This is a genomic window from Arthrobacter humicola, from assembly GCF_022803015.1.
Classification (GTDB): domain Bacteria; phylum Actinomycetota; class Actinomycetes; order Actinomycetales; family Micrococcaceae; genus Arthrobacter; species Arthrobacter humicola_A.
Genome location: NZ_JAFKON010000004.1, coordinates 347,599 through 360,586, shown reverse-complemented (window position 1 = coordinate 360,586; position 12,988 = coordinate 347,599). Strand labels below are relative to the sequence as shown.

Annotated in this window: 9 protein-coding genes, 1 rRNA gene and 1 pseudogene; 5 read left to right on the top strand and 6 right to left on the bottom strand. The window is 67.4% G+C overall.

Annotation, left to right across the window (positions count from 1 at the left end; all coding sequences use genetic code 11):
- The 4 genes from rrf to ARTB_RS11290 all read left to right on the top strand — a co-directional run.
- Positions 1-73 (top strand): 5S ribosomal RNA (gene rrf / locus ARTB_RS21960); the annotation flags it as partial.
- A 391-nt stretch (positions 74-464) separates the two neighbouring features.
- Positions 465-1,856, top strand: coding sequence for an alkaline phosphatase family protein (locus ARTB_RS11300; RefSeq protein WP_243180327.1), 1,392 nt, complete (start codon positions 465-467; stop codon positions 1,854-1,856).
- A gap of 135 nt (positions 1,857-1,991) precedes the next feature.
- On the top strand, positions 1,992-2,852 hold the full coding sequence (locus tag ARTB_RS11295; protein WP_243180324.1) for an SDR family NAD(P)-dependent oxidoreductase: 861 nt from the start codon (positions 1,992-1,994) through the stop codon (positions 2,850-2,852).
- 109 nt (positions 2,853-2,961) lie between these two features.
- Positions 2,962-3,237, top strand: coding sequence for an excalibur calcium-binding domain-containing protein (locus tag ARTB_RS11290; RefSeq protein ID WP_243180323.1), 276 nt, complete (start codon positions 2,962-2,964; stop codon positions 3,235-3,237).
- A 182-nt stretch (positions 3,238-3,419) separates the two neighbouring features.
- Here ARTB_RS11290 and ARTB_RS11285 read toward each other — a convergent pair whose 3' ends face one another.
- The 4 genes and pseudogenes from ARTB_RS11285 to ARTB_RS11270 all read right to left on the bottom strand — a co-directional run bounded on the left by ARTB_RS11285 (position 3,420) and on the right by ARTB_RS11270 (position 8,739).
- On the bottom strand, positions 3,420-5,237 hold the full coding sequence (locus tag ARTB_RS11285; RefSeq protein ID WP_243180321.1) for a putative bifunctional diguanylate cyclase/phosphodiesterase: 1,818 nt from the start codon (positions 5,235-5,237) through the stop codon (positions 3,420-3,422).
- Positions 5,238-5,426: 189 nt separating this feature from the next.
- A pseudogene (locus ARTB_RS11280) lies at positions 5,427-6,611 on the bottom strand (glycosyltransferase family 4 protein).
- Between the two features lie 385 nt (positions 6,612-6,996).
- The gene (locus ARTB_RS11275; RefSeq protein ID WP_143264731.1) at positions 6,997-7,236 is read right to left on the bottom strand and encodes a hypothetical protein; all 240 of its coding nucleotides are present in this window, start codon (positions 7,234-7,236) and stop codon (positions 6,997-6,999) included.
- A gap of 66 nt (positions 7,237-7,302) precedes the next feature.
- On the bottom strand, positions 7,303-8,739 hold the full coding sequence (locus ARTB_RS11270; RefSeq protein WP_243180319.1) for a flotillin family protein: 1,437 nt from the start codon (positions 8,737-8,739) through the stop codon (positions 7,303-7,305).
- Positions 8,740-9,095: 356 nt separating this feature from the next.
- Between ARTB_RS11270 and ARTB_RS11265 the strand changes: the two genes are divergently transcribed.
- The gene (locus tag ARTB_RS11265) at positions 9,096-10,592 is read left to right on the top strand and encodes a phenylacetate--CoA ligase family protein (RefSeq protein ID WP_243180310.1); all 1,497 of its coding nucleotides are present in this window, start codon (positions 9,096-9,098) and stop codon (positions 10,590-10,592) included.
- Between the two features lie 32 nt (positions 10,593-10,624).
- Here ARTB_RS11265 and ARTB_RS11260 read toward each other — a convergent pair whose 3' ends face one another.
- Together ARTB_RS11260 and ARTB_RS11255 are read right to left on the bottom strand one after the other, a co-directional pair.
- Complete coding sequence (locus ARTB_RS11260) at positions 10,625-11,536, bottom strand: HNH endonuclease (protein ID WP_243180307.1); 912 nt, start codon at positions 11,534-11,536, stop codon at positions 10,625-10,627.
- Positions 11,533-12,759, bottom strand: a complete 1,227-nt coding sequence (locus ARTB_RS11255; RefSeq protein WP_243180297.1) for a serine hydrolase domain-containing protein — start codon at positions 12,757-12,759, stop codon at positions 11,533-11,535. Before ARTB_RS11255 ends, ARTB_RS11260 begins: the two co-directional genes overlap by 4 nt.
- Between the last annotated feature and the right edge of the window lie 229 nt (positions 12,760-12,988).

Below are 12,988 nucleotides of genomic sequence, written 5' to 3'. Positions count from 1 at the left end.
CCCGGAAGCTAAGACCCACAGCGCCGATGGTACTGCACCCGGGAGGGTGTGGGAGAGTAGGTCACCGCCGGAACACCATTAACGGTCGAGGACCCCCACCACCAGGTGGGGGTCCTCCCGCATTTAACCCAAAAAGCGCCTGGTGAATCAAGGCGTTCAGTTCTGGCATATGCCTAAGAACCATGGAAAAACCTTGAGAATTCCCCTAACCGGTGAAACCTTGAGAATACCTTTAAACCGCCAGCTATTTTGGCTATCGGCATTGAGAGGCCGGAATTCACCGGCTAGGGTTTGGATTCCTACGGACCACTAAGGCGCAGGGTGCGTCGACCGGACCTTATAGGAGTCCCGCGATGCGCGTAGATCCTGTTTTCGTCTCGGGCAAGAACGCAACTAAGAGGCATCGGTTTAGCCGGTCCTTCTTGGGGCGTCGAGGGATTTCCCTGGCGACAGTTGTCTTCCTGGTGACTGCCACAATTTCCCTTATTGCCGGCCCCGCCGAAGCCGCCACGCTGACCTTTTCCACCACGGCCGATGCCGTCGTGAAGCGTGACAGCCCCACCATCAACTTCCGCACGGCAACTGGCCTCAAGGCTGATAATTCGCCGGTCGAAATGATCTTCCTCAAGCTCACGGTTACCGGCACCGCCGGCAGCACCGTGACCGGCGCCAAGCTCCGGCTGTTCGCTACGGATCCATCCAACTCGGGCGGCCAGGTCCGACGGGTCCTCAACAACTCCTGGAGTGAGAACACGATCACCTTCAACAACGCGCCCGTTGCGGAAACGCCGATTGTGGCGTCGCGCGGCGCTGTTGCGGATAACACCTATGTGGAGTTTGATCTCTTCGGGGCGATTAAAGGTGACGGGACGTATTCGTTCCGCATCAGCAACACCTCCTCTGACGGCGTCATTTACAGTTCCAAGGAAACTTCCGTCACCACGGAGCGGCCTCGGTTGACTGTCACCACGAACGCGACGCCGCCGCCACCTCCTCCGCCGCCCCCGCCACCGCCTCCGCCCCCCGGCGACAACCCCTGCGGCACGGCAACCGCCCCTCCGGCGAAATACGACCACGTCATGTGGGTGCTCTTTGAGAACAAGACCTATTCACAGGTCATCGGGAACGCCAGCGCGCCGTACATGAGCACAAAGGCGACCCAGTGCGCCTCGGTGACCACCTGGAGCGACGCCGGCACGGGACTCCCCTCATTGCCAAGCTATCTGGCCATGACCTCCGGCAGCACACAAGGCGACACTTCCGATTCGAACCCCGCGGGCCTGCCGCCCATTACGGCCGACAACATCTTCCGGCAGGTGCGTACGTCCGGCCAGTCCTATAAGAGCTATATGGAGGACATGCCTTCGAATTGCCGGCTGAGCGCTTCCGGGCTGTATGCCGAGCGGCACAACCCCGAAATCTACTACCAAGGGACGGGGGACAGGGCAGCATGCGCGGTCAACAATGTGCCCCTGGGCACCGTGAGCGCCGGGCAGCTGGCGGGCGACCTCGCCAACAACACTCTGCCGAATTTCTCCGTGGTGGTGCCGAATGTTTGCAATGACATGCATGACTGCAGCGTCGCGACGGGTGACACCTGGCTTTCGCAATGGCTGCCGGTCATCCTAAACAGCCAAAGCTACCGGGCGGGACGCACGGCGATATTCGTGCTTTTTGACGAAGATACTCCGGTACCCAACTTCGTGGTGGCACCATCCGTGGTCCCGGGCACCGTTATCCAGGGCAACTACAGCCACTACTCCCTGCTCCGGACCACCGAAGAAATGCTGGCCATCGGCCTGAAGTTGCAGAACGCCGGCACGGCCCTGAGTTTCCGGTCGCCGTTGCGCATCTAGGTGCTGCCGGAGATTCCCAGCAGAGTCTCGGAAAGCTCCCGGCTCCGGCGGAACGAACTCTCAGTTGCACTCGTTAGAATTCGACGGGGCTGGATTCCAAAAACCAGCCCATCGCTTCGTTCTAAGGACACCTCAATGCCCGAGCGCACTATCGTCATCACCGGAGCCAGCGACGGCATCGGCGCGTCCGCCGCGCGGACCTTCGCCCGGCAGGGGGAACGTGTGGTCGTCGTCGGGCGTTCCGCGCAAAAGACCGAGGCGATTGCGAACGAAATCGGCGCTGATTTCTTTGTCAGCGACTTCGCCGACCTTGCCCAGGTGCGGACCCTGGCCGCGCAGCTGAAGGAAAAGTACCCGCGGATCGACGTCCTGGCGAACAACGCCGGCGGCATCATGGGGCCCCGTGAGCTCACCGTGGATGGCCACGAGAGAACCTTCCAGGTCAACCACCTGGCCCCGTTCCTGCTCACCACCGAGCTGATCGAGGTGCTGACCGCCAGCCAGGCCACCGTCATCAACACCTCAAGCGTCGCGAATTCGCTCTTCGCCAAGTTCGACATCGACGACCTCGACGCGGCCAAGAGCTACTCCACCAACCGCGCCTACGGCAACGCCAAACTCGCCAACATCCTCTTCACCACCGAACTCCACAACCGCTACAACACCGAGGGAATCTCGACGGCGGCGTTCCACCCCGGCGGCGTGGCCACCAACTTCGCTGCCGACTCCACAAGCCCCATGCGCCTGGCCTACAAGTCCTTCCTCAAGCGCTTCATGCTGACCCCTGACCAGGGCGCGGACACCCTTGTGTGGCTCGCCAACGCCACCCCGGGCCACGACTGGATCTCCGGCGCCTACTACGCCAAACGGACGCTCTCGAAGGCCAACAAGCAGGCCTACGACGCGGGCCTGGCGAAGGCGCTGTGGCAGCGCAGCGAGGCGATGGTGGCCCAGGACCTCGACAAGCTGGACCAGGGCTCGGATCACGGCGCCTGAGCCTCACCGGAAACGCCGAATTCGTGGGTTAGCATTTTCCTGCCCCTCGCCGATCCGCGGCCGAGGGCTTCTACCTGGGGGAGTGCTCTTAAACGTGCGCCTGAAAAAATTGCTTATCGCATCCCTGGCGGCATCCGCCGTCGTCCTGAGCGCTACGGCCGTGCCGGCATCCGCCGCGCCCGCGCCGAAGTCGTACAAGAACTGCACGGAGCTGAACAAGGTCTACCCGCACGGCGTCGGCAAGAAGGGCGCCCGCGACAAGACCAGCGGAAAGCCGGTCACCACGTTCCGCGTCGACAACACCCTGTACAGCTACAACGACGGCGGTTTCCGCCAGTACGACCTCGACCGTGACAACGACGGCATCGCCTGCGAAAAGCGCTAGGGCCGGGAGCCTGCCGGGACTCTGATTCCTGGGGCAGGCCCGGACGATCCAACGAAGTGCCAAGAACGGCCGCTAAGCCATGAGGCTTAGCGGCCGTTTGAGTCCAATGGCGGAGTATGGCGGCGATAACGCGACCCGCCCAGACGGCCAGCGGCCGGCCTAACGACAGCCAGCCCGCCCGCCTACCGCGCGGCGTCGACCTTGTCCAGGGCGTTCAGGGCATTCTCCATGGTCCCGGCCAGGTGGCTGGCGGGGGCCGGCTTGGCGAACAGGTAGCCCTGCAGGGAGTCGCAGCCGCGGTCCATCAGGTATTTGGCCTGCGCGGGCGTCTCGATGCCTTCCGCCGTGACTTTCAGGCCGAGGGCATGCGCTGCGCTGATCATGGTGGCGAAGAACGGGAGCTGTTCCTGGCCGGTCTTGATCATGGCCACGAAGGAGCGGTCGATCTTGACCATGTCCAGGGGCAGTTCCTGGAGCCGGCCGAGAGTGGAATACCCGGTGCCGAAGTCGTCCATGGCAATCCGGACACCGGCGCCGCGCAACTGCCGCAACTGGCCCAGCACGTCCGAGGAGGCGTCGAAGAACAAGCTCTCCGTCAGCTCAAGGGTGAGCTGGCGCGGGTCAACGCCCGTGGACGCGGCAATCGCCAGCACGTCCGCGGCGAAGTCCCGGTGCTGGAACTGCAGGCCCGAGACGTTCACGGCGACGCTGTAGGCAGGATCGCCGGCCAGCCAGGGCCGGATCTCGGCGCAGGCGCGGCGCAGGACCTCGTCGCCGATCTCGCGGATCAGGCCGCTCTGCTCCGCGACTGGCAGGAACTGGTTCGGCGGCACCAGCCGGCCGTGCCGTTCCCACCGCGCGAACGCCTCGAACTGCACCACCGAACCGATGCCGGGCGAGACCACGGGCTGGTAGTGCACCGAGATCTGGCCCAGTTCGACGGCGCGCCGCAGCCCGGAATCGCCGTCGGCCTTGTGTGCCGCGGTGTTCAGCATCTCCGGCCGGAACCGCATCCAGTTGTTCTTCCCGGCAGCCTTCGCGGCGGTCATGGCGACGTCGGCCTGCCGCAGCAGTTCCGCGCCGTCCAGCGTCTGCCCCGACTTCGACGCCAGGCCCATGCTGACGCCGGGCCGGACCATGGAGCCGCCCACGCGCAGGGGGGCGTAGAGGGACTCGGCGATCCGCTTAGCCACCGCGTCCGCGTTGAGGCATTCGGTGAGCAGCACCGCGAACTCGTCGCCGCCGAGCCGGGCCACCGTGTCATGCGGGCGGACGCAGTTGCGCAGCCTGGATGCCACCTCCACCAGCAGTTCATCGGCCGCGGAGCGTCCCAGCACGTCATTGAGGTGCCTGAAGTCATCGAGGTTCAGCAGCAGGATGTCCACCGGATCCGGGCGGCGCAGGGCCGCGGCGAGCCGCTCGTTGAAGAGGGGGCCGTTGGGCAGCGCCGTCAAGGGGTCGCGGAGCGAGCCCGCCTTGAGTTCGTCGTCGTGCTCGGCAAACGCCGCAGGAGCGGCAGCCGCTGGACCTCCGGAAAGAGAAGCTCCCGCTGCACCCGAAGTACGACGGCGGGCAAAGTCGCCGCTGAGGGTGCGCCCGGCGCTGCCGACGCCCGGGTTCCGCGCTGCGGCGTCGCGGATCGAGAGGGCCACGGACGTTCCGGCGTCGGCCGCTCCGGCCGCGGCGGGGACCAGCGAGCACGTGATTTCAAGGGGGAGTTCCGTGCCGTCGGCGCGGCGGCCCGAGCCGGCGAACGGGGAGCCGGCGGACGGCGAACCGGGGCTTGCGGCCTTGGCCAGCCCGGCCAGGACGCCGTGGAATTCCTCCCGCGAGGCCTCGGCCAGGAGCATGCTGTGGTCCGCGCCCAGGAGCTGCGCCCGGGGGTAGCCGAAGAGCCGTTCCGCGGCCGCATTGAGGAAGGAAATGGCTCCGTCCTGGGCGACCAGCAAAAGTGCATCCGGGCTGTACTCCAGCAGTTGTTGTGCGAAACCAGCTTCCACGATGTCTAACAGCCCCCCGGCGAAGAATACGGACAGCGGGCACCTTGCGAAAAGCAGGGTGCACTGCGCTGACTGAATCATATGCGGTGCGGGCTTCCCGGGCGTGATGGCCATCATGCCGCAACCAAAGGTGTCGAACGCGCCGGCTGCGCAAGTGCACCCGGCCCGGCCGCGCTGACACGAGCCCTGCTACCCGGGCACCAGCCATGCTACCCGGGCACCGGCACGCCCTCGAGGCCGGCGATGGCCGCCCCCCACCTGGGACTCGCCGATCACTGCCCTGTAGTGGCCAACGAGTTCGGCGCCGAGCACGGACCACGTCCGGCCCTGGACCGAGGCGTGCGCGGCCGCGGCGAACGCGCGGCGCTTGGCGTCGTCGCCCATCAGGTCCATCACCCGGGCACGGAACCCGGCGAGATCGCCGGGCTCGTACAGCCAGCCGGTCCGCGAGTTCTCCACGAGATCCAGCGGGCCGCCGCGGCCGGTGGCCACCACCGGCACCCCGGACGCCATGGCCTCCTGGATGGTCTGGCAAAAGGTCTCGAACTCGCCGGGATGGACGAAGAGATCAAAGGACGCCACCGCCCGGGCGAGGTGGTCGCCGCCGAGGAAACCGGTGAAGACCCCCTGCGGCAGCGCAGCCTCCAGGGCGGCCCGCTGGGGCCCGTCGCCGACGATCACCAGCCGCGTTCCGGGAACATCCGCCAGCACCGCCAGATCCTCCACCTGCTTCTCGGCCGCAAGCCGGCCCACGTAGCCGATGAGGCGCTCGCCGCCGGGCGCCACGGAGGCCCGCCAGCCGGCGTCGCGCTTCGCGGGGTTGAACCGCTGTGTGTCCACGCCGCGCCGCCACATGTCCACGCGCGGAATGCCGCGGCCGCGGAGCTGGTTGAGCGCGAACGTGGAAGGGACCAGGGTGCGTGAGGCCAGCAAGTGGATCTGATCCACCCGGCTCCAGGCCCAGTTCTCCAGGAAGGGGACGCCGTAGCGGCCCGCATAGCCGGGCACCTCGGTCTGGTAGATGGCGACCGTGGGGATGCCGAGCTGGTGGGCGGCCTGCGCTGCCCGCCAGCCGAGCACGAACGGGGACGCGAGGTGCACGACGTCGGGCGCGTAGTCGGCAAGGATTCGCTTGACCCGATACACACCGCCCATCGCCACCCGCAGATTCGCTTAGCCGGCCAGCGGGAGCGAGGGGAGCCGGAGGACGTGGGCGCCATAGACCTCGTCCGGTACATCCGTGTCCTGCGTGGACGGTGCGATCACCAGCACCTCGTCCCCGCGCTGCTGCAGATGCTCCAGCACGCGCAGGATGGAGTGGGTGACCCCGTTCATGAGCGGCAGGAATGATTCGGCGACGATTGCGATCCTCACCCCTCCACGGTGCGGGCGGCGGTTTGCGGCGCGGGGGAGCAGGTGTGGCCGGGAGAGGAAGAGTGGGTTAACAGGCGGGCGAACTCAGGAGGGAACGCCACAGGGCACGCAGAAAGGCGGGCGGTTGCCGGGAACTAGTCGGGCACCCTCAAGTGGGCGCAGTTCAGAGCGGCCATGCGTCCACGGCGCAAACCCCACCAAGCAGCGGTGCCGGATGGCATGACGAAAGTCGAGCTACAGCGGGTCGGGCCAGTTGCCGACCGGGAAGCGGGCACGGATGCCGGAAACCGGACCGCAACGCGCACGCTTGTTGCCTTCCATCAGAAATACCTCCAGAGGCTACGGAACTTCAGAATACGCCCGTCGCCTCCTACCGTCCAGAGGGTCAATCGGCCTTGAGGACATCCGGAAGTTCGTCCACAAACACAGTCTGCGGCGGTTCAAAATAGATGACCAGGACCTGCTCGCCCACGGCGAAAACGCTGGTCTTGTCGAACGGGTGCGCGTGGAAGGCACTGGTTCCGCCGCGGACCGGCAGCATGACCTCACCGATGGTGCCCGGGCCGATCCGTCCGGTGACGCGGCCGATCTTTCCGGTCAGGCTCCGGTCAACATCCTTATGCATCAGAACCCCAGCACATCAGAACCCCAGTACATCAGATCCTCCGGTTCCCCGCGCGCATTCCCGCCCCTACGCCTCAGGCGCCTTCGCGGGCCGTTTCGCGCCATCCCGCGTGTTTTTGAGGGCCGTGGAGAGCGCCGGGAGGTAGTCGCCCACCTGTGCCAAAATACCGCCGATCATCCGGTTGACCCCTTCGCCGCCGTTGAGGACGGTCATCTGGCCGACGTGCGCGAACGGTTCGGCGGCCGCCGCCACGATCGCCGGCATGTTCTCGGCGAGCTGCTGGGAGATGACGGCGTCCTGGTTGGTGCCCAGTGCTTCGGCGCGGGCCTTGATGCCCTCTGCCTCGGCCAGTGCCTTGGCCTTGATGGCGGAGGCGGCGGCATCGCCGCGGGCCTTCGTGGCGGCGGCCTCGGCTTCGCCGGTGACCTTGGTGGCCCCTGCCGCTGCTGCTGCCGCCGTCGCGTTCGCCTGCGCCTGCACCTCGGTCCGCCGGGCGTTGGCCTGGGCCTCGAGCTCGGTGCGCCGGGCCAGCGCCTCGGCCGCGCTGATGTCCGCCGATTTCTGGCCTTCCGCGTCGGTGCGCTTGGCGTACGCCCTCGCGTCGGCGGGCTTGCGGACGGTGGTCTGCAGTTTCTGTTCCTCCCGGTCGGCCTCGAGCTTGGCCACCTCGGTTTCCTGGACCACCACCTGCTGGCGGGCCGTCGCGTCGGCCAGCGGCCCGGCCTGGGCCGCGTTCGCCTTGGCGCGCTCGGCGTTGGCCTGCGCCTCGGACTGCCGGATCGCGGACAGGCTCCGGGCGTCGGCAATCAAGGCCTCGGCCTCCGCTTCCTTTTCCGCCGCCTCGCGGTTCCGGGTGGCCTCTGCGATGCGGGCCTCCATCTTGACCATGGCGATGTGCGGCTTGGCGATGTTCTGGATGTAGCCCGTGGGGTCCTGGAGGTCCTTGATCTGCAGCGAATCGACGACGAGACCCAGCTTCTCCATTTCGACGCCGCTGGCGCTGCGGACCTGGGAGGCCAGCTTGTCGCGCTCGCGGATGATTTCCTCGACCGTCATGCTGCCGATGATCGAGCGCAGGTGGCCTTCAAAGACGTTGTATACCTGGCTTTCCATCTTGGGCTGCTGGCCCAGGAAGCGCCGCGCGGCGTTGGCAATGAACGGCGGGGCGTCGCCGATCTTGTAGATGACCACGCCGTCGACAATCACCTGGATGCCCTGGGAGGTGACGCAGGAGACCTTGAGTTCGGTTTCGTTCAGCGTCAGGGACAGCGGCCGCACCGTCTGCAGGCCCGGCAGCACCAGGGCCCCCTTGCCCGTGACGATCTTGAAGTCCATCCCTTCACGGGTTTCCAGCGTGCCGCGCGTCAGGCCGGAGATAATGAGGGCCTCGTTCGGTTCCGCCACCTTCCACATCAGTTTTGTTGCCACCCAGATGACGCCGACGACGGCGACCGCCCCCAGGATGATCGAAATGAGCGGATACAAAAATGACAAGTCCGGCATAACCAGGTCCTTTCACGGCGGTGGAAAAGATAATAAGCAGAGCCCCAAACGATGCTGCTGGTAGTCCCCGGCCGGCCTGGAGACAGGAATTCCCACGCCGCCCAGCCAGCTGTTGTACACAGTCTGTGGTGCTTCCGGCCGGGAAGTCCAGCAATTCGACGGTGTCCGGGTATATGCCCACGTCCCGCCGGTGCCTAAAGCCCCTGTTGGGAGCCTTCGCCGCCGTGCCAGCGTGGGAGAGGGTGCGGGCGTGGAAGGGCGGACGAGCGTGCCTGCAGGGACGAGCGGGAAGGGCGGACGCCAGGGGTGCCGGACCCGTGAAGGGGTGATGGGTGATGCGCGGCTCTCCTCTCGGGATGACACGGACGGCCGGGATCGCGTGGGACATCTGGCGGGCCAGTCGGGCGAGCCAGGATGAGATCGACCGCCGGCAACGCGACCGGCTCGCCGCGCTGGTTGAGTGCGCACGGTCCTCCTCGCCCTTCTACCGCAGGCTGTACCGGGACGTCCCGGACATGGTCGCGGACACCGGCACGGACCGGGCCACGGATCTGGGCAGGTATTTAGGGGAGCTGCCTCCGGTGGGCAAGCGCGAGCTCATGGAGAACTTCGATGACTGGGTGACCGATCCCCACATCACGCTCGCCGGGCTGAAGCACGACCTGCTCGATGACCCGTCGCGGATCGGCGGCCTCTACCGCGGACAGTACCTCGTGGTGACGACGTCGGGATCCACCGGTGAACCCGCGGTCCTGGTCCATGACCGGACCTCGCAGCTGGTGGCCAGTCTCCTGGGCCCGATCCGCGAACGGCGGACCCTGATGGCGGCCAAGGAGGCGCGGGCTTTCCTGCACCGGGGGCTGCGGGCCGCGGCGCTGATCGCGGACGGGGACCACTTTGCCGGCGTCGTGCTGACCGAATCCGCGCGGCGGCGCAGCCCCCGCATCGCCCGCCGGGTGCGCGTCTTCTCCGTGCTCCGGCCGCTCCCGGACCTCGTGGCGGACCTCAACGACTTCCAGCCGACCGTGCTTTACGGGTATCCGAGCACCATGGCGCAACTGGCCGCCGAACAGAAGGCGGGACGGCTACGGATTCATCCGCTCCTGGCGGTCGCGTCCGGGGAGAGCCTGGCAGCCCACGCCGCGGCCGGGATCGAGGCGGCCCTCGGCTGCCGGGTCACTGAGCGATACCTTGCCTCGGAGGCGCTCGCCCTGACCGGCCGCTGCCGGCAGGGGCTGCTGCACGTCAACGCGGACTGGAACATTGTGGAGCCGGTGGACGACGCCTTCCGGCCCGTCCCGCCCGGCGAACTCTCCCACACGGTGCTGGTCACCAACCTGGCCAACCGGGTCCAGCCGCTCATCCGGTACAACCTGGGTGACCGGGTGCAGCTGGCTGCCGGCCCGTGCGCCTGCGGCAGCCCGTTTCCCACGCTGCGGGTCGAGGGCCGCAGCGGCGACGTGCTGAGCTTCGCTGCCGCCGACGGGGCAACGTTGGGCGGGGCAAGGTTGGATGGGACAGGATCGGACGGGACAGGGTCGGACAGAACAGGGTCGGACGGGGCAGTGCCGGCCGGCAAAGTGGTCACCGTGTTGCCGTTGGCGCTGGGCACGGTGATCGAGGAGACCGCCGGCGTCCGCCGGTTCCAGGCGATCCGCACCGGGCCGCGCTCGCTCACCGTGCGGCTCGAGCTCTGGCCGGATGCCGCGACGACGGCCGTGCGGACGGCGGTGGGGGAGCGCCTGGGTGCGTTCTTCGCGGCCCAGGGCGCCGCCGGCGTCGACGTCCGCTTTAGCGATGAGCCGCCCCGGCCGGACCGCAGCGGCAAGTTCCGCGAGGTGTGGTCCGCCTGAGCCGGCTGCTGCTGTCGCGGCTGTTAGGGCTGTTAGTGCTGTTCCAGGATCCGCCGGGCGTCCTGCTGGGCCTGGAGCTGCTGCGGGGTCACGGACTGTCCGGTCAGGAACCCGGCGGCGGCCATGATCCGGCGCAGCTCCGCGACGCTGCGCGGCGTCCGTACCCCGTGGTGCGCCATGGCGTGGCAGTTGGCGCAGAGCGGGACGAGGTCTGTGATGGGGTCAAGTTCATACCCGCTGCCCAGCTGTGACACCGGGACCAGATGGTGGACCGGGATGAAGTCCTTGCCGATCTCGCCGTAGGCGATTTCAAACGAGAATCCGCACGCGGCGCAGCTGGTCCCGTGGTGGGCGACGCAGACCCGCCGGGCGTCCGGACTGTGTTCGTACTTGTTTACTTCGACCCGGGTGACCGCCGCCGCGGGGACGGTGCCGGGCACGGGCTGGGTGGGGTCAGCCGGCAACGGTCCAAACTCACCCCAGAGGCCGCGGAGCAGGGGCTCGACGGCGGGGTCGACGGCCAGCGCGGGGCCGTGAAGGGCTTCCCAGTCGATCCCTGGCACGGCCTCGGCGAGGACCCCGGTCGGGATCTGGTCGCCGGCGGGCAGGAGGGCGTCGAAGTCCACCTGGAGGTAGAGCGGGGATGCGCTCTGCGTGCCGGCCGGTGCGCCGGCCCGGGCGGCGCTCGCGGAGTCCGGTGCCTGGGCGCGGAGAGCCTGCCGTTCCGAGACGATAACGCCGTGGCCGATCAGACCGCGTCCGTGGCGGCCCTGGAGCACCAGCCACGCGTCCGTGCCGGCGGCGTTGCCGGCGTCGCTGTCGAGAGACGTCCCGACGTCCCAGCTGGCCAGGTGCCGGCCGGTTTCGGCGACCTCGTCCAGCACGGCCGGGTAGGTCCAATCGTTCCATTCGTCGGGGTCCCAGACGAGGATGATTGCTGTCATCTGCCCATTGTCGCAGTGCCCGGACTGCCTGCGGCATTGTTGAGCGGCCCGGTCGGCCCGGTCATGCACGTGGCGTTGAGGGTGTCCTCCGCGATGGACTCCATCTGGTGCAGAATGTGGGTGTCCCCGCGTGGGAGCGGTTCCGGCGGGTAGGCCACGGCCATGGTGAGCTGCCGGGTTCCGTCCGCGCTGGTCATGGTGATGGTGCCGTAGCCGGGCACGTCGCCGGGATGGCCGTAGTAGAAGTCGTTAGTGCACAAATCGTTCCAGCGGACCACGCCGAGTCCGTACCTGGCGTAGAGCGGGCTCTCCATTTGCGTGATCGTGGCCGGCTTGAGCAGCTTGTTCTGCAGCAGCGCCCGGTAGAACGTATTGACGTCCGCCACGGAGGACACCATGCCGCCGGCGGCGTTGTCGATCTGGGCGGCCGGATAGGTGACGTCCAGTTGTTTGCGGTCCAGCGCGATGTAGCCGTGGACCATGGACGACGGCGCCGGCCCGGCCGCCGTCATCAAGGTCTCACTCAGGCCCAGCGGCTCGATGATGTCGGTGCTGATCACCTCGCCGATCCGCCGGCCGCTGAGGCGCTCGACGATCAGCGCCAGGGCAATGTAATTCGAGTTGGAGTATTCAAATCCCTGGGCCAGCTTCGCCTGCCAGGAGATCCGCCCCGCCATGGCCAGCAGATCCGCCAGGCTCACCTTGGTGGTCAGGGCTTCGCGCACCGTGGCCGGATCGAACAACGGCCCGTCCACCGACGGCATGCCGGAGCGGTGCTGCAGCAGCTGGCGGACGGTGACCGGTCCCGGCGGGTGCATCACCTTGTTGAACTCCGGCAGGTAGGTGCTGACCGGCGCATCCAGTTCCAGCCGCCCCTCCTCGGCCAGTTTGAGCACGCAGACGGCCACCATGGACTTGGTGACCCCGCCGATGTGCACCGGGTCCGTTACCTCGGCCCGGGACGGGCTGTTCAGGTTTCGGACCCCGTAGGCCGCGGACCACTCGTCCCCGCCCACGCGGACCTGGATGAGGACGGCCGGGGCGCCGTCGTCGAGCAATCTCCTGCCGAACTGTTCGAGCACGGCCCGGTAGCCGGAATCGGGCGACACCGGCGCCGGCGGTTTCGGCCCGGGGACGCAGCCGCCGAGGGCGGCCGTAAGCACGACGGCGAGGATTGCGGCCGTGAGCCGGCGGGATTTTGCGCGGATCCAGACCATCGGCATGAGGGTCCTTCTTGCAGGTCGGGAGTGCAGTCAGGGCAGGAGAATGCCCCCAGCCAGGCACAGTCCTAATGCTTGTGATGGTCCTCAGGCGGACATCAGCCGACCAGAGCCATAAGTCACGGGTATGGATTCGACTTTGCTTGCGACATTCCGAGATCGCGGGCAACCGGCGCAGCGGGCTCAAAGCCTTCGACCATCCGTATAGTCCCGGCCCGGCACTGGAGCTATT

Coding starts and splice junctions, on each gene's coding strand:
- ARTB_RS11260 (WP_243180307.1), bottom strand. CDS start 11,536: ATGACAGCAATCATCCTCGTCTGGGACCCCGACGAATGGAACGATTGG.
- ARTB_RS11255 (WP_243180297.1), bottom strand. CDS start 12,759: ATGCCGATGGTCTGGATCCGCGCAAAATCCCGCCGGCTCACGGCCGCA.
- ARTB_RS11275 (WP_143264731.1), bottom strand. CDS start 7,236: ATGCATAAGGATGTTGACCGGAGCCTGACCGGAAAGATCGGCCGCGTC.
- ARTB_RS11265 (WP_243180310.1), top strand. CDS start 9,096: ATGACACGGACGGCCGGGATCGCGTGGGACATCTGGCGGGCCAGTCGG.
- ARTB_RS11295 (WP_243180324.1), top strand. CDS start 1,992: ATGCCCGAGCGCACTATCGTCATCACCGGAGCCAGCGACGGCATCGGC.
- ARTB_RS11270 (WP_243180319.1), bottom strand. CDS start 8,739: ATGCCGGACTTGTCATTTTTGTATCCGCTCATTTCGATCATCCTGGGG.